The following is a 16,056-nucleotide window of genomic DNA, read 5'->3' on the forward strand; positions in this document are numbered from 1 at the left end:
GGGGGTTACCGTTCCGGGGATTCGACAACACCCCACCACAGGAAGTCCCGTGCTCGGGTGGCGGCGACCAGGTGCTGACGTCCCCGCAGCTCCCGCGCCTCGTCCTCCGGGGCCTCGCCACCGGCGTCGTCCTGTCCGAACTGGACGACCAGAACGGCCTGGAAGTCCAACCCCTTGGCCCGGTGCACCGTTCCGATCTTCACCTTGCCGTCGTCATCCCCCTGGTAGTGCTTGAGATCCAGGAAGGGGACATCGGCCTTGCGCAGGATCGACGCGACGCAGTCGAGATCGCGTTGCTTGAACACGATCAGCGCGGTCTGTCCCGGTGGGACCGGCGAGATCCGTAGCGCGGCCGACAGCGCGTCGGGCAGCTCCAGCTCAGGCCCTTGCCAGGACCGGGTTGTGCCACCGGTGTTGGCGGACTCGACATCCCGGAGCGCGACCCCCGCCGCGCCGTCCAGGTCGTCCACCCGGTTCGTGGCGTCGAACCGCTGCGCGAACTCCAGCACCTTGGCCCGGTTCCGGTAGTTCACCCGCAGGATCTCACCTCGGCCCTGGACCGGGATGCCCGCGTCGGACAGCCGCCAGCCACCGGAGTACACCTGCTGCTGGCCGTCCCCGACGAGCAGCAACCGGTTGGCCCCGTCCCCGGCGAGCTCGTTCAGCATGCGCAGGCCCAGCAGGGTGATGTCCTGAACCTCGTCGACAACCACTGCGGCATAAGGAGTTTCGAGTGGTTCGCGCCGGAGTTCGGTCAACGCCATCCCGAGGACGTCGTTGTAGTCGTGCAGTCCTCGATCATGCAGATTATGTTGGTATGTCTGATAAAGCCGCCACACTCTCTCCCGCTGACCGGAGTCGAGCCGAACGCCTCGACCCTTCCGCGTCACTTTGACGTAGTCCTCAAGCGTGCGGAGGCCGCGCCCCTTGATGACGCGGTCGATTTCGGTCTCCCAGTAGCTGTGCGTCGGCTCCAGGTCGGTGAGCGACTCGCGGTGCACGGTCCACGCGAGACTGAACGCCGTGGTGATCCGGCGCGAGTCCAGATTTACTTCCTTGTTGCGGGAGCTGAGAAATCCGCGTGCCCAAGCGTGCAGGTTCGTGAACTCCACACGGTCGCCAAGCTCCGGTGCGAGGCGGTGGAACGACTGCTGGTGCACCAGCGGCAGTGTTCGAACGAACGTGGTGAACAACAACGGTCCGGACGATCGACGCGCCAGATGCCGAAGGCGGTGCAGCGCGACGACGGTCTTGCCCGTGCCCGCCGGACCACTGATCCGCGCCGGGCCGTTGTAGTTGCGAGTCACCACCGCTTGTTGTTGTGGGTGGAGGAAGGTCATCCAGGACTCGAACGAGCGTTGCTGGGCGGCGGCGAGCTGGTCCTCGGTGAGGTCCTCGACGTCCAGCAGGCCCGCTGGTTCGGCCGTGCGCTCGGTCGTGCTCACCCGCAACGGCAGGTAGCCGGGCAGTCGATCCCTTGCCTGCTCGGCGATTCCTTCAACCTCGCGGCGCTCCAGATGAGTCGTGTCGCGCCGGAACAGCTTGTCGATGTCCTTTTCCGCCAAGGCCCGGTACAGCCCGTCGGATCTCGCGTCGTGAGCGCCAGGGAGGATCGCCACCAGGTGCACCGCGGTGCGCGCGAGCACTTGGCCGCGCGAGCTCCTGATCCCCGCACACCGCTGTTCTGCCTGGCGCAAAAGGATCTGCGCGGTCGCGTCGTCCGGCGGGTGCTCGCAGATCACCACGGCGGAGACACCGCTCGGACCGATCAGGAACGCGTCGGCCTTCTTGTCGTGCGGTTCGTGCCTGACGAGCACGTGCCAGCCGTCCGCCGTGCGTGCCACCAAGGCGCTGAGCACCCGGCGAGGAAACTGCCCAATATGAGGGAGTCTGGTGGCGATCAGCTCGCTCGCCTTCTGCTGTGCCTGTCGCAGAACACGGTTGCTCAGGACCACGCGACCCCTCCACTCATCACCCCGAACACGCAACGTATGGCGTAGCGCGCTCCTGCGGTCGCGAACGCGGTGCGGTCACCCGGACGTCGTATGGTGCGTCGGGGAATGACCTGGTGAAAGCCTGTGTCGAGGTGTTGACGACAGGGCACTCGTCATGACCCGCATCAGGGTCGCGGTAGCAGGACGGCGACCTCGGCGAGGGAATCGAGCAGCTCTGCGCCGGGGTGTCCGGTCGCGGCCTCTGCCTCGGCTAAGACAACGGTGCTGCCCGCAATGCGCGAGTCGTAGTGGTTCGCCGTGAACCGGATATCGGCCATGCCCAGCACCCCACTGGCCAGCGGAGTGATGTCGCCGCTCCCGTGGACGTCGATGAGCCGCTTGAAGTCCTGTGCGTGAGCCGCGGTGCGAAAACCCAGCCATGCAACCGAAATCACGGCCACATTGCCCTTGTCGTCACCGACAGCGAAGATCTTGCGGTCCAAGGACTTGCACGGGGTGCGGACAAGGAACTCGCGCACTCTGCCGAAGGAGTGCGCCACACAGTTGACCTGCTGCTGTGCCGACTGCCGGAGCTCGCGCATTCCCATGCGCTGCCAGGCAGTCCTCGCGTTTCCGCTCTTCGCGGCCTTCTTCCCGTCAACCTTCCTGGCGCTGATGTTGCGCAGCGCGGCGGACTCCACCGCGCTCCCCGCCGACGACGCGCCGCTGCTCAAGGAGCCAGCGGCACCGATTCCGCCTGCCCCGACACCGCCTCCGGCGATGAGCACGCCCGCGATTGCCACGGCCGCAACACTTTTTCCGGAGCCAGGATCGGAACCCCCGCCGTCGCCGCCGATTCTTCTTCCGAACACCTGCCGCCTCCCCGCGCTGGACGATCGACAGCTCTATAACGGCGCCTACGGTCGGCCATGACGGGAAACCCCGGTGTCCCAGGCAAACGCCAGGAAAGGAGAAGGTCCCGCACCCGGGGTGAGCCGGGCGCGGGACCTCCTGGACGAGCTGTTACAGGCTCGCGGTGAACAGCAGGCGGTTGACGGTGCCGCCGGTGGTGCCGCCGTTGACCACGTTCGGCGTGGCGTTGGAGCTGAGCCAGTCGTGCACGGTGGCGGAAGGAGCGTCACCGAAGCGCGACTTGTACAGCGCGGCGACGCCGGCCACGTGCGGCGTGGCCATCGAGGTGCCGCTCATCGTGCCACTGCCACCGGTGCGAACAGTGGACAGGATGTTGCCGCCCGGCGCGTAGAGGTCCACGCACGAACCGGTGCTGGAGAAGGACGACCGGGCGTCGTTGCTGTCAGACGAGGCGACGACGGTCGCGGTCTCGACCTTGCGGGGCAGCCGGTCGCAGGAGTTGCCGCTGGTGTTGCCCGCGGAGGTGGCCAGGAAGACACCCGACGAGATCATGTTGCGGATCGCGGTCTCCAGCGCGGCGGACTGGTTGAAGTTCCACGAGGTGTTGGCGACGGCGGGCTTCTGGGCGTTCTTGGTGACCCAGTTGATCGCGTTCAGCGCCGAGGTGGTGGTGGCGCTGCCCGAGCAGTTCATCATCTTCACGCCGTGCAGCCGCACACCCTTGGCGATGCCGTAGGTGTTCGACCCGATGGTGCCCGCGACGTGGGTGCCGTGGCCGTGGCAGTCGGTGTTGTCGCTGTCGATCGCGTTGTAGTCGAACGAGGCCCGCCCGCCGTAGTCCGGGTGGCTCGGCGTGATGCCGGTGTCGATGATGTACGCGTGCACGCCGGAGCCGTTCACGTTGTACGTGTAGCTCTTGGAAAGCGGCAGGTTCTTCTGGTCGACGCGGTCGGTGCCCCACGACGGCGGGTTGGGCTGCGTGGCGTCGAGCGCGTCGGTGACCATGACGTCCTGCTCGATGCTCTTCACCGCGGGGTCGCGGCGCAGTGTGCTGATCTGGGCGGGCGTCAGCTTCGCGGAGAAGCCGGAGACAGCCGAGTCGTACACGGCGGTGGGGACGACGTTCGCGGCGGCGGCGACGGCGCCCTCGCGCGTTCGCCTTCGTCTGGTCGAGAAGGACGATGTAGGAGTCCTTGACCGGCTGCACAGTGGCCGACGCGGTGGTGGTGAGGACCGGTGCCTCGTGCTGCGGGGCGGCGGTCGCGGTGCTGAGAGTCAGTCCGGTGAGGGTGGCTGCGGCCGACAGGACGACAATGCTTCTGCTGACAGGACGCACGTGTTGGCTCCTTTGGGCCACCAACGACCGTGCGTGCCCCGCCGCAGGGTTGACGGAGCTGACTTTCACACGATCGTGGCGCGCCTCCTAGCCTGACCAGTCACGATGTCGCGGTCAACACTGGTGTTTCAACGCCAGGAATCATCCCGTCGGCGCTGGCGCGGTCCTGCCTCGTATGACACAGAGTGATCAGTCTTCGGTGCTTCGGCCGCTCTCGCCGATGCGTGCCCGGCCTCGGGTCAAGCGCCTCGGGAGGGATTTCGAGCTTCGGTTCACTGATGTGGCGGTGCCTCGTCGTGCACGCCGGCTTCGTAGGCGCGCAACGTGTCGACGAACATGCGTCGCTGCTCCGGTGTCAGCGGCGCGAGCGCGTCACGCCAGGCGGTGGCCCCTCGTGCCAGCCAGTCGTCGATCGACTGCCGCTTGGCGTCGGCGATGCTGACGATCCGGCGTCGCCGGTCGGTCTCGTCCTCCCGGCGCTCCAGGATCCCCTTCCTGCTCAGCTCGCCGACCATGAGGCTCACCGTCGTCGGCGCCACCTCCAGCCGCTCGGCCAGTTCGTTCACCGCCATCGGCCCGTCGAAGAGCAGGTGGGACAACAGCGACAGGTGCCGGGGCGCCAGGGCGAGCGACTGGAGCTCGTCGGGGACCTTGAGCCGCTTCGCCCGCCCGACGAGCCGGGGCATGAGCACCAGCAGTGCCCGGACGTCGTCCTCGACGCTCAGGTCGGACCGGTCCGGCTGCTCGCCCAGGGTCGACACGCGCCACGCTCCGATAATGTTGGGTGATCGCAGCGAGAGCGAGGAGCCCGCTTCGGCGTCCCTCGGCGCTGCTGGGGCATTGCGGACGCGCCCGTCGAGGGCAACCACCGCCGTCACGCTGAACCTGCGCGAAGCGGCCCTGGCCGTCGAGGACGTGCCCGCGCGCCTGATCCGGTCGATCACCGACGCGATGGCGGAGACCGTCGGCGATCGCGGCCAGGTGAGGTCGCCTGAGGCCCGAGCCCGGTCGGTCGCGTGGTGCTCGCCGCTGGACGGCGAGCACCACGGCACCGCTCACGACACGTGTTCGCCGTTGGTCTTCGGGTGTTCCTCGGCGAAGACCTCGCGGAGCGCCCGTTCCTGCTCGTCGGAGAGGTTCGTGAAGATCAGCTCCGGCTTCTCCTGCTGGGTGAAGGCCTCCCGCACCTTGTCGATCACGGCGCTTGAGCTGAGGATGAACAGGGCCGACGTGCCAGGAGTGATCTGGCTCCGGATCTGCTTGATCAGGTTGTCGTCGATGCCGACGTCGGACAGCGCCCCGGTCACGGCACCGGTTGCCGCGCCGATCACCGCTCCGAGCAGCGGTATGAAGAAGATCAAGCCGAAGAGCAGGCCCCAGAACGCGCCGCCCAGCGCTCCGCGACCGGCGAGGTTGTGCAGCTGCCGAGTCATGGGCTTCTTCCGGTCCGCTTCCCATGACACGGTTGCCGCGTCGTGCACCGTGATGAGCTCCCTCTTCGCCAAGGACTCCAGGGTCTCCGCGGCGCGATCCGCGCCGTGGGCTGTCCCGAACCGCCAGATGGTCAACGTAGCCATGGGTCGCCCTTCGCTCTGCTTGTGCTCGTGCTTGTCGCTGGCATCACAAGCCCTGGGCGGCATCGGGCGCTTCACCTGGACAGGGTGGTCCGAACTGGCGTCGTCTCCACCCTCAGCGGTCAGCGGTCGTTGTTACCGTGCCTTATGACCAGCGAGTCCCCGGCGGCGACGCGGAGTCGCCGCGAGCAGCTCCGCGACTTCCTGCGCACCCGCAGGGCGCGGCTCACGCCCGGCGATGTCGGCATGGCGGCTGGGGGAAGGCGTCGGACTCCAGGGCTGCGGCGCGAGGAGGTAGCCGTGCTGGCCGGGGTCGGCGTGTCCTGGTACACGTGGCTCGAACAGGGCCGCGAGATCACCGTCTCGGCCGAGGTGCTCGACGCGATCGGTGGGGCGCTGCGCCTGACCGAGCCCGAGCGCGCGCACCTGTACCTGCTGGCCGGTCTCAACCCACCACGGGTCGGAGCTGCCCGTGCCGCCGCGGTCACCCCGGAGCTCCAGCACCTGCTCGACGCGTGGACGCCGCGGCCCGCGATGCTGCAGGACCGCTACTGGAACCTGCTAGCGGTCAACGACGCGGCGCGGACGGTGTTCGGCTACGGCGACACCGACCACAACTGCCTGATCACGTTCTTCACCAATGCCCGGTACCGCGACATGCACGTCCACTGGGCGTCGGTCGCGCCGGATGTCGTCGCCGCTTTCCGCGCTGACGCGGCGCATTCCCCCGATGACCCGGAGTTCGGCAGAGTGGTCGACGACCTCAGCGCCGTGAGCCCGGAGTTCGCCGAGCTGTGGGCACGCCACGACGTGGGCACCCACACCCAGGCGGTGAAGGCGGTGCGCCACCCCGAGGCGGGTGACCTGGTCTTCGACAAGACGTCCCTGGCGGTGGCCGACCGCCCGGACTGGCGCCTGGAGCTGTACAACCCGCGTCCCGGCACCGGGACAGAAGGCCGGATCGAACAGCTGCTGCGCGCCGGGCTCACCGCTCAGGTCTGAGCGCCGCCCAACGTGGTGGTGCCACTCCCCGGATAACCACGCCCTGTTCGTCCCTCGCGCCGGTGGCCACGCTGAGTCCCATGACTTCCCGATTCGACAACAAGATCGCGCTCATCACCGGTGGTACGAGCGGTATCGGCCTGGCGACCGCGCGAAGGCTGCTCGCCGAGGGCGCCCACGTGGTGATCACCGGGCGCGACAAGACCAGGCTGGACGCCGCGGTCGAAGAACTGGACGGCGGTGACCGGGTCCTCGCGATGCGCGGCGACGCGGCCAGCCTCGCCGACCTCGACGCGCTGACGGCCGCGGTCCAGGACCGGCACGGGCGGCTGGACGTGGTCTTCGCCAACGCTGGCGTCGCGTCGTTCCAGCCGATCGGCGACGTCACCGAGGCCGAGTTCGACCGCGTCATGGACATCAACGTCAAGGGGGTGTTCTTCACCATCCAGAAGACCGTCCCGCTGCTGTCCGACAACGCGGCGATCGTGATCAACGCGTCGTGGACGCTGCACCGAGGGCTGCCCGCCGCCTCCCTGTACTCGGCGACCAAGGCGGCGGTGCACAACCTGACGCACACCCTCGCGGCGGAGCTGGGGCCCAAGGGAATCCGGGTCAACTCCGTGAGCCCCGGCTACATCGAGACGGCGATGTTCCACGACGCCCTCACCGACGAGGAGAAGTCCGCCGTCGTCCCCGAAGTGGTCTCCGGTCGTCTCGGCACCGCCGACGACGTCGCGGACGCGGTCGCCTTCCTCGCTTCCCAGGAGGCGTCCTACGTCAACGGACAGGACCTGATCATCGACGGCGGCCTGGTCGCCGCGATCCCCGGAGCGGCGTAGCGATAGCTATGCGGGACCACAGTCACGATGTGAAGGTCATCAGCCAGCGGGAGTTCGGCCGTGGGTGACCCCTGTGCCCACCTCGATCTGGGGCTGCTGGACCCCGCTGCGCTGCCGGAAATCCCGGAGCCGCTCTACATCCCCGGTGTCCTAGCTCAGACACCAGCCGCGAAGCAGCGGGGGATCACGAACTCGCCGCGGTGGCCGTCTGCTCGTCGTGTTCGCGGAACATCCGCATGACGGTGGCGGGCAAGGGCTGCTGGCCCCTTTTGCGCCCGTGGTGGTGAAGAGGCGCTTGGCGATGTCACGCGGGCTCAATTCCTGGTTGCGGAAGTGGAGGGTCATGGCCAGCATGTCGTTGTCGCCGGTGCCGCCGATGGTCTTACCGCGTTCGCGGGAGGACTCGTGGCCTTCGAGGGTGCGGTCGCGGATGTATTCGCTCGGCGAGCATGGCGGCGCGTCGCTGCCCGCACTCCTTGAAATGGCCCGGCTCGCCGCCCGACCACCCAACAGGCCGACGACACCGCTTCGCTACCCAACAAGGACCAACGCCATGACCACCCCGCACGCCTTCCCCCTGGAACCCACCCCGATCCATGTGCCCGACAAGGTCCTCGATGACCTGCGCGCCCGTCTCACATTGACCCGTCCGCCACTGGACGAGGGGAATGAGGACTGGTCCTACGGCGTCCCGGAAAGCTATCTCCGCGAGCTGGTTGCCTACTGGAGGGAAGGCTACGACTGGCGCAAGGCCGAGGCCGCCATCAACGCCCACGAGCACTACCAGGTGAGCGTCGCCGGTGTCCCAGTGCACTTCATGCGCAAGCCCGGCCGCGGCCCTCGCCCGATCCCGTTGATCCTCACCCACGGCTGGCCGTGGACGTTCTGGCACTGGTCGAAGGTGATCGACCCGCTCGCCGACCCGGCCGCGTTCGGCGGTGACCCCGCCGACGCGTTCGACGTCGTCGTGCCGTCCCTGCCCGGCTTCGGTTTCCCCGGCCCGCTCACCGGCTTTGCGGACGTCAACTTCTGGAAGGTCTCCGACCTCTGGCACACCCTGATGACCGAGACCCTGGGATACGAGAAGTACGCCGCCGGGGGCTGCGACATCGGCGGGATCATCTCCAGCCAGCTCGGTCACAAGTACGCCGACGAGCTGTACGGCATCCACATCGGCTCCGGGCTGCCGCTCGACTTCTTCACCGGCCCCCGCGCCTGGGACTTCGCCCGGAACCGGCCCCTCACCGACGACCAGCCCGCCGACGTCCGCGCCCGCGTCATCGAGCTGGACCACCGCTCGGCGTCCCACCTCGCCGTGCACATGCTCGACGGCGCCACCCTGGCCCACGGGCTGAGCGACTCACCCGCCGGACTGCTCGCCTGGCTGCTGGAGCGCTGGAACGCCTGGAGCGACAACGGCGGCGACGTCGAGTCCGTCTTCACCCAGGACGACCTGCTCACCCACGCCACGATCTACTGGGTGAACAACTCCATCGCCACGTCGATGCGCTACTACGCCAATGCCAACCGCTACCCCTGGACCCCCGCCCATGACCGCACCCCGGTCGTGCAGGCCCCGGTCGGCCTCACCTTCGTCACGTACGAGAACCCGCCCGGCATCCACACCGCCGACGAGCGCGTCCGGGCGTTCAAGACCGGCCCGCAGGCCAGGTGGTTCAACCACGTCAACGTCAACGCCCACGACCACGGCGGCCACTTCATCCCCTGGGAGAACCCCGACGCCTGGGTGAGCGACCTGCGCCGCACCTTTCACGGTCGCAGGCCCTGAACGACCCTGCGGGCTGTCTGGTGGCGGGCCAGGCACGTTGCCTGGGGGCGTCGGCCGCTGTGCCCGCCACCGGGCCTCGTTCATCCTCGGGTCGGTGAAGTCCTGGAAGTCATTCGCTGCGTCTCCGTGCGCGATCGGTCGACGGTGTCCGCGTGGTCAGACGCTGTGCCAGGGCGCGCGACCGGCTCGCATCGCAGTGATCACCTGCGTGAGCACTTGGTAGACCGCTGGGGCAGGCGCACCAGGGCTCCGTTCGGCGCGACCAGAGCTGCGTCCTCCGGGGGTGTGCGGCCAGCTCATCCGGTTCGAGACGCCCGTTGACTGTTGTGGTCATCGCCGTCCACCTCCATGGTCAGCGCCTCGTTCGCGCCACCCCGCATGTGCGGGTGCTGTTCACTGACAATCCGGGTCTCGGTGTCGTTGGTCAGTGACTCGAAGTCCTCCTACGGCCAGGGTTTGCCTACCCCACCCGGAACGCGGAGTCGTCACAGCGGTGAACAGCCGCTCTTGCGGTGTTACGGGGTTTCGTGCGGCACCCGGGGACGAGTCACCGGTACCACCGTCAGGAGATCCTGCAGCCCCTTGAAATCATCAGGATTGGTGGTGAACAGGGGGAGACCTTCAGCGATCGCAGTAGCGGCGATCATTAGGTCGGTCATCCGGCGCCGTGGTTTGCGTCCGGCGGAGATCACGGCCGCGGTCACTCGGCCGTAGGCCCTTGCGGCTTCGGCGTCGAACGGGATGGGGTCGAACTCGTTCTCCGTGCGTTGGAGGACGTCGAGCCGACGGGCGCGTTCAACGTGTTCGTCGTAGGTGCTCTGCTCGTCGTTCCGGCGAACCTGGTGCGGTCCCGCCGAGAGTTCGGCGAGCGTGATCGCGCTGATCGCCATCTCGTCCGGTAGTTCCGCCGGGTCGACCCAGTGGCGCAGGATCAGGATGTTGGTGTCGAGCAGGCCTTGCCGGTACCCACTACCGCTCATAGGGGTCACCGTGGTCCTGGTCGATCGCGGCTTCCTGATCGACACGGAACGCATCGACGTCGACGTGTGCCGCGTTGCGGGACATAGCGGCGAACTCGGCGCGCGCGACGAAGCGCCTGCGTCGGCGCAGCGGGATCAGCTCGCCGATCTGGTGGCCGTCACGCGTGACCGTGAACGCCTTGCCCCCTTCGACGGCGTCCATGATCTCTTTCGACCTGCTGCGCAGATCGCGCTGCGTGATCTCGGGCTGGACGCTCATGACCGGATCCTATCCGAATGTGGCACAACGTGCTACTGGGTGCTACTCCACGTAGGTGGCCGGACGATGCATAGGTGAGCTCGACGGCCAACTGCTGATTTCAACGGCGCGCGAGTTTCGACCCCCAGCCGACGACTGAAGCCACCACCGCGTCCACATGCACATGCATCACGTCGAGCCGACACCCGAACGACGGTTGGTCGACGGTGACAGGCTGCCTTCGCGCGCCGGACTAGCAGGCTTCGCGCACGCCTCCGGCACGCCGTGACTAGGCTTGAGCGCCGACGTAATGGGGGAACCGGGTGGCCTGGGATGCGGAGGGATACCAGCCCGTCGAGCTGGATGACCTCGCTGTGCCGGGTCACCAGCCGGTGGTCGCGGACCCGAAGATCGCGCTGCTGCCATTGCGCGACCTGTTGTGGGAGAACTTCGAACGCCTTCTGCTCGACTTCGCGCAGGCCGAGGACGATGTGGCGGAAGCACGCAGATACGGCGTGGCAGGGCAGGCGCAGGCCGGCATCGACGTGGCGGGTCGCTCGTCCAACGGCCGCTGGTACGCCTACCAGGCCAAAAAGGTCGACCGGCTGACCGAATCCGACGTGCGTGCCGCACTTGACGCGTTCGTGGAAGGGCGCAGGCCGTTCGGCGCGAGCAGGCTGGTCATCGCCACGACGTCGGAAGGCACCCGCACGCAAGCCAGCGATCTCATCCACTCCTACCGGAGCGCTCACCCGAGCCTGAGTTTCGAGCTGGTATGGGACGCCCAGTACATCAGCAATCGCCTGCGTCGGTTGCCCCGGATCGTGGGCCGGTACTTCGGCGACCACGTCGCGTGGCGCTTCTGCGACGCCGACGTGCTGGCCGGGTACATGGCCCCGCAGCGACAGACGGCGCTCCTCGGCACCGAGCTGGCGGGTGCGGACCCGTTCGCACTCGGTGTGCACGAGGCGATCGAGGCATATGGCGCGGCTGGAGCGCTGCCTGCCTACGTGCGGCGGCCGTTCGACGCCGAGCTGGCGGAGGTGGTCCGGCGGGCGTGTGCGGGGAAGAGCGCAGTAGCGGTTCTGGTGGGCGATTCGTCCACGGGTAAGACGCGGGCGTGCTGGGAAGCGGTGTGCGCGCTGCCGGTGGGGTGGCGCGTCTGGCAGCCGGCCAGGGGCGCCGAGATCCTCAACGCACCCGGCCGGATCGGGCCGCGAACCGTGTTGTGGCTTGACGAGATCAAGCGCCTGCTGCTGTCCGGCGACCACGCAGCGGACGAACGGGTGGCGGTCGCTCTCGGCGGCCTGATCGGGGATCGCATTGCCGGACCAGTGCTCGTCCTCGGCACTGCGTGGCACGAGGACTGGATCGAGATGACTCGTCCACCCGGTCGCGAAGACGAGTACAAGCAGCGGCGTATGTTGCTCGTGGGCCGTCGTATCGTGGTGCCGGAAATCTTTGAGGAGAAGGAGATCGGCCCGCTCCGGACCAGCAACGACGCGCGGCTCGCAGAGGCGGGTGAACACGCCGAGGGCGGACACGTCACCCAGTACCTGGCAGGTGGTCCAGCGCAGCTCGAACGGTACGAGAACGCGCCTCCGCTCGCACGCGCGGTTCTCGACGCGGCCGCCGACGCGCGCAGGCTCGCTCCCGGCATCCGGCTCACCGAGCAGTTTCTGGCCGCCGCCGGTGATGCGTCACTCACGAGCCTGCAACGCGACCTGCTGCCGGACGACTGGTTCGCCGCGGTAATCGCCTACACCGGCGCGCCCTGTCGTGGCGCGCGCGGAGCATTGGGTCGCGTGCGACCGTCGCTGTTGACGGACGTCGAACACGAGCCGGAGCTGCGTCTCGCGGACTACCTGGAACAGAAGCTGTCCCGCGAACGGGCCACATTGTGCCCTGCCGACTGGTTTTGGACCGTGGCTGAACGGTTCGCCGCGACCGCGGGCGACCGGGTCGCCTTCGTGTCCGCCGCTCTCACCCGTGGTCGGCTCGCCGCAGCCGAACGCCTGGCCGATCGTGCCGCCGCGCTCGGTGATCCGCGGGGGCTGGAGCGTCTCGGCGCGCACGCGGAGGAGCAGGGCCTCGACGCGCTGCCGTACTTCGAACGTGCCGCGCGGGCCGGCAGCGAACTCGCCATGGTGAAGCTCGGCTTTCGGTACGAGGACAGGGGCAGGCTTGACGAGGCCGAGCAGATGTTCCGCGCCGCGCTCTCCAGCAGCGAGAAGTACGACGCCAAGGTCGGGCTCGGGTCCGTGCTGTGGGCGCGCGGTGAGCACGAAGCGGCCATCGACCTGTACGAGGAGGCTCTCAGCGACGACGGCGGCCCCCGAGCGGTCGAGTACCAGGCCCGGGAGCTCGCCAGTCGGGGAGACCACGAGCTCGCGCTGGAGCTGACCTGCCGTTCGTTCGCAGCGGGCAACAGCGAGGCGTTCACCGGGCTCGCGTGGTGCTACGTGGGAAGCGACCACGAACGCGCCGTCCAAGTCCTCAGGCAAGCCTTGCTGGCAGGGGACCGCAACGCGCTCCGTGAACTCGCGATCGTGCACGAGCATAGCGGCGACCTTCGGCTGGCGGAAAAGTTCGGCGAACTCGCCGCGCGATACGGTGACATCAGCGGGTTGTGCCTGTTGAGCAGGATACGCGGTCGCAGGGGTGATCTCGCTAGTGCGCGCGGTGCCCTTTGGCAGGCATACAACACCGGACAGGAGTGGGTACTGCTGGAAATCGGCGAACTCCACGAGCGCATGGGTGACCTGAAACGCGCCGAGCGATTCTACCGCAGGCGTTTACGGCAGACGAACAGCTCCGCGTCGGGCCATTCTCTGGCCGATGGTCTGGTGCGCGGTCTGATCCGCGTGCTGGCGAGAACCGGCAGGTTCGCCGAAGCCGAGCAACTCGCCGTCCGCTCGGGCTCCTGCGCGACGGAGCTTCTCGCCAGCTTGTGCACCGAAAGCGGTAATTACGCAGACGCCTCGCGTTTGCTCGACGACCTGGTCGGTCGTGGGTACTCCCGTGCGTTGCTCCAGCTAGCGCGGGTCCAGCAGTCCGCCGGGGATCTGAGCGGTGCCGAGCAGTCGTTGCGGCGTGCGTGTGACGCGGGTGTTTCGGGAGCGTTGCGGCAGCGGGAGAAGTTCCGCGAGGAGGTCGCGGGCGGGTGCTAAGCACCAAGTGGAACAGGCTATCGCGCGAGCGATTGGCGAGCACTGCGTTCCCGAACGCGTGATATGCGGCATGACAGAGCATTGACAGCCGCTGGCTGCGTCCATCCCGTTGTCGCGCTGGGCTTTCGCGCGGAGTGGTTGATGTCGGTATTCTGTTTGCCGCGTGGCGGCCAAAGATCGACTACGTGAACCTTGCTTGGTCCGCGCGTTGCGCGCAAAGGAACGGGCACCGTACATCCGCATCTGCGCGAACTGCTGGCTCACTCCGAACTGCTGGGAGACCTGCTCGTTGGTCCAGTCGCCGAACGCTGCCTTCACCGCCGCCTTCCACGGAACCAGCAGCTCCCCCGCGACGAACATCGCCTGCTTCTCCAGGGTCGGGTCGAACCTGCGGCAGCCCGTCTCGGTCAGCAGGATCGTAGAGTCATGCGGCACGATGTGCGCACAGTCGGACCTCCTGCATCCGATCGAGGCTCCGTGCGCTGCTGGAACAGCGAACGGAGCCGCCTACAACGTCGGTAGGAGGCCCCGTGCGACTGCAGATCACCAGCTGCGGGCGCGCCATTCCGCCAGCGAGGGGCGCTCCTTGCCGAGGGTCGAGTCGTCGCCGTGGCCGGGGTAGAACCACGTGTCATCCGGCAGGTAGTCGAAGATCCGCGAGGACACGTCGGCGATCAGCGACTCGAAGTCCTCGGGCGACCAGGTCTTGCCGACCCCGCCGGGGAAGAGCGAGTCGCCGGTGAACAGGTGCGGGTGGCCCGCCGGGTCGCGGTAGAGCAGCGCGATCGAGCCCGGGGTGTGGCCGCGCAGGTGGATGACCTCCAGGACGCACGCGCCGACCTTGAGGGTGTCGCCGTGCTCTGGCAGCAGGTCGCAGGGGACCGGCAGCTCCGGGGCGTCCAGCGGGTGCGCCGCGGTCTTGGCGCCCGTGGCGCCCGCCACCGCGCCCAGGGCCTGCCAGTGGTCGCCGTGGCGGTGAGTGGTGATGATCGTGCGCAGCTGGGGCCGGTCGGCGTCGTGGCCGAGCAGGTCCGACAGGCGCTCCGGGTCGTTGGCCGCGTCGATCAGCACCGCGTCGTTGGTCTGCCTGCACACCAGGAGGTACGCGTTGTTGTCCATCGGGCCGACGGACAACTTGGTGATCGTGAGCCGGTCCAGCGTGCGCCGCGCGGCGGCTCCACCAGCGTCGACATGCCCCGTGTACTCGTCAAGTACGTCCACGGACGCACACGGTAGCCGGTAGGGGAGGCGGCCCTCAGCTCCGCTTCAGGGACCGGCTCTACCCTTACCCGGGTAGATCTTGTTCCCTCCAGCCCCAGTGAGTGCCGTGCTGAACTCGCGAACCGCCTCAGAGCGACCCCGGCAGCGGTCCGGTCGACGGATCAGCTGGGACGTGCTCCGCGTCGTGGCCATCCTCGCCGTCGTCGTGCAGCACGCCACCAACACGGGGCCGTTCGTCCACCCGGAGCTCGGCGGTCTGCCCTGGGCGTTCACGTTGCTCATCGGCGCGAACTCGATTCTGATCATCTCCGCGTACTTCGTGTGCGTGACGCTGGCCCGGCGCCCACCGATCTACTTCCTCAAGCACCGCCTCGCCCGGCTGATCCCGGTCTACCTGGTGGCCATCCTGCTCACCTACGCCGCGATCAAGCTCGTCGCGCCCGCGGGTTGGAAGGACGACGTCGGACCGGACTCGATCCTGCCGAACATGCTGTTGATGCAGCCGTGGATCCCCGGCGTGCCCTACATCGACTTCTCTTACTGGACGCTGACGATCCAGATCCCGGCGTTCATCGCCGCGGCGGCGCTGGCCGGGTCAGGACTGGTTCGCGGCCGTGCGGTCCCCGTGCTCGCGTGGGTGATCATCCTCGTTCCGATCGGGCTCCGTTCGTTCCTGGACAACCCGTTCATCGCGAAGATCTTCGGTGCGCTTGTGCTGCACCACGTGCACTTCTTCGCCGTGGGCATCACGATCTGGCTGTGGTCGACCGCGCGTATCGGAGCGGTGCACGCGTTGTCCTTGCTTGGAGCTGCGGCGGTCGCCCAGGTCATCCAGCTCGGTGACGACGTTCCCTCCGCCATCGGCGTCGGGGTGATGGTCGTGCTCATGTGCTTCGCCGCGCTCGGGCCTGACTGGGACATCGCGCCGATCCGTGCCCTCAAGCGGCCCATCAAGTGGCTCGCCGGTATTTCCTACGGTGTGTACCTGGTCAACCAGGAGCTCGGCTACATCCTGGCGCGCAGGCTCGTCGACATCGGTGTCGGACCGTGGACCCGCTTCTTCCTCGTCGTGGGCGTTGCCATCGGCCTCGGGTGGCTGC

12 protein-coding genes and 2 pseudogenes are annotated in these 16,056 nt (G+C 68.0%); 5 read left to right on the forward strand and 9 right to left on the reverse strand.

The features are described 5' to 3' along the window. Positions 1 to 5: 5 nt before the first annotated feature. The 5 genes from ACFFQA_RS36615 to ACFFQA_RS36635 all read right to left on the reverse strand — a co-directional run bounded on the left by ACFFQA_RS36615 (position 6) and on the right by ACFFQA_RS36635 (position 5,720). Entirely contained in the window at positions 6 to 1,859 is a 1,854-nt protein-coding gene (locus ACFFQA_RS36615) for a UvrD-helicase domain-containing protein (RefSeq protein WP_377862402.1), read from the reverse strand. 260 nt (positions 1,860 to 2,119) lie between these two features. Further along, on the reverse strand, positions 2,120 to 2,806 hold the full coding sequence (locus ACFFQA_RS36620) for a hypothetical protein (RefSeq protein WP_377862403.1): 687 nt from the start codon (positions 2,804 to 2,806) through the stop codon (positions 2,120 to 2,122). 151 nt (positions 2,807 to 2,957) lie between these two features. Continuing rightward, entirely contained in the window at positions 2,958 to 3,914 is a 957-nt protein-coding gene (locus ACFFQA_RS36625; protein ID WP_377862404.1) for a S8 family peptidase, read from the reverse strand. Between the two features lie 501 nt (positions 3,915 to 4,415). Then, positions 4,416 to 4,829 (reverse strand): MarR family transcriptional regulator, encoded by a 414-nt coding sequence (locus ACFFQA_RS36630; protein ID WP_377862511.1) that lies wholly within the window; start codon positions 4,827 to 4,829, stop codon positions 4,416 to 4,418. Between the two features lie 369 nt (positions 4,830 to 5,198). Further along, positions 5,199 to 5,720 carry a DUF1269 domain-containing protein gene (locus ACFFQA_RS36635; RefSeq protein WP_377862405.1) on the reverse strand — a complete coding sequence of 174 codons (522 nt, stop codon included), beginning with the start codon at positions 5,718 to 5,720 and terminating at the stop codon, positions 5,199 to 5,201. Positions 5,721 to 5,864: 144 nt separating this feature from the next. On the opposite strand from ACFFQA_RS36635, the gene ACFFQA_RS36640 reads away from it, so the two are divergent. The 3 genes from ACFFQA_RS36640 (at position 5,865) to ACFFQA_RS36650 (ending at position 9,347) form a co-directional block, all read left to right on the forward strand. Beyond that, positions 5,865 to 6,719, forward strand: a complete 855-nt coding sequence (locus ACFFQA_RS36640; protein WP_377862406.1) for a helix-turn-helix transcriptional regulator — start codon at positions 5,865 to 5,867, stop codon at positions 6,717 to 6,719. Between the two features lie 80 nt (positions 6,720 to 6,799). Then, a complete protein-coding gene (locus ACFFQA_RS36645) occupies positions 6,800 to 7,558 on the forward strand; it encodes a glucose 1-dehydrogenase (RefSeq protein ID WP_377862407.1) in 759 nt (252 codons plus the stop codon). A gap of 553 nt (positions 7,559 to 8,111) precedes the next feature. Then, a complete protein-coding gene (locus tag ACFFQA_RS36650) occupies positions 8,112 to 9,347 on the forward strand; it encodes an epoxide hydrolase family protein (protein WP_377862408.1) in 1,236 nt (411 codons plus the stop codon). A gap of 515 nt (positions 9,348 to 9,862) precedes the next feature. Here the strand turns inward: ACFFQA_RS36650 and ACFFQA_RS36655 are convergent. Together ACFFQA_RS36655 and ACFFQA_RS36660 are read right to left on the reverse strand one after the other, a co-directional pair. Next, positions 9,863 to 10,327 (reverse strand): type II toxin-antitoxin system VapC family toxin, encoded by a 465-nt coding sequence (locus ACFFQA_RS36655; RefSeq protein WP_377862512.1) that lies wholly within the window; start codon positions 10,325 to 10,327, stop codon positions 9,863 to 9,865. Next, positions 10,317 to 10,586, reverse strand: coding sequence for a type II toxin-antitoxin system Phd/YefM family antitoxin (locus ACFFQA_RS36660; RefSeq protein ID WP_377862409.1), 270 nt, complete (start codon positions 10,584 to 10,586; stop codon positions 10,317 to 10,319). Before ACFFQA_RS36660 ends, ACFFQA_RS36655 begins: the two co-directional genes overlap by 11 nt. Positions 10,587 to 10,957: 371 nt before the next feature. On the opposite strand from ACFFQA_RS36660, the gene ACFFQA_RS36665 reads away from it, so the two are divergent. After that, the gene (locus tag ACFFQA_RS36665) at positions 10,958 to 13,735 is read left to right on the forward strand and encodes a tetratricopeptide repeat protein (RefSeq protein ID WP_377862410.1); all 2,778 of its coding nucleotides are present in this window, start codon (positions 10,958 to 10,960) and stop codon (positions 13,733 to 13,735) included. A gap of 246 nt (positions 13,736 to 13,981) precedes the next feature. Here ACFFQA_RS36665 and ACFFQA_RS36670 read toward each other — a convergent pair. Together ACFFQA_RS36670 and ACFFQA_RS36675 are read right to left on the reverse strand one after the other, a co-directional pair. Beyond that, positions 13,982 to 14,170: pseudogene (locus ACFFQA_RS36670) on the reverse strand (ImmA/IrrE family metallo-endopeptidase); the annotation flags it as partial. Between the two features lie 108 nt (positions 14,171 to 14,278). Next, positions 14,279 to 14,956: an MBL fold metallo-hydrolase gene (locus ACFFQA_RS36675; protein WP_377862411.1), complete on the reverse strand. Its 678-nt coding sequence runs from the start codon at positions 14,954 to 14,956 to the stop codon at positions 14,279 to 14,281. A gap of 172 nt (positions 14,957 to 15,128) precedes the next feature. On the opposite strand from ACFFQA_RS36675, the pseudogene ACFFQA_RS36680 reads away from it, so the two are divergent. After that, positions 15,129 to 16,052 (forward strand): annotated as a pseudogene (locus ACFFQA_RS36680) (acyltransferase family protein); the annotation flags it as partial. Positions 16,053 to 16,056 lie beyond the last annotated feature (4 nt).

This window comes from Allokutzneria oryzae, from assembly GCF_042429765.1.
GTDB classification, from domain to species: domain Bacteria; phylum Actinomycetota; class Actinomycetes; order Mycobacteriales; family Pseudonocardiaceae; genus Allokutzneria; species Allokutzneria oryzae.

Coding starts and splice junctions, on each gene's coding strand:
- ACFFQA_RS36630 (WP_377862511.1), bottom strand. CDS start 4,829: ATGCCCCGGCTCGTCGGGCGGGCGAAGCGGCTCAAGGTCCCCGACGAG.
- ACFFQA_RS36640 (WP_377862406.1), top strand. CDS start 5,865: ATGACCAGCGAGTCCCCGGCGGCGACGCGGAGTCGCCGCGAGCAGCTC.
- ACFFQA_RS36655 (WP_377862512.1), bottom strand. CDS start 10,327: ATGAGCGGTAGTGGGTACCGGCAAGGCCTGCTCGACACCAACATCCTG.
- ACFFQA_RS36645 (WP_377862407.1), top strand. CDS start 6,800: ATGACTTCCCGATTCGACAACAAGATCGCGCTCATCACCGGTGGTACG.
- ACFFQA_RS36660 (WP_377862409.1), bottom strand. CDS start 10,586: ATGAGCGTCCAGCCCGAGATCACGCAGCGCGATCTGCGCAGCAGGTCG.
- ACFFQA_RS36635 (WP_377862405.1), bottom strand. CDS start 5,720: ATGGCTACGTTGACCATCTGGCGGTTCGGGACAGCCCACGGCGCGGAT.
- ACFFQA_RS36650 (WP_377862408.1), top strand. CDS start 8,112: ATGACCACCCCGCACGCCTTCCCCCTGGAACCCACCCCGATCCATGTG.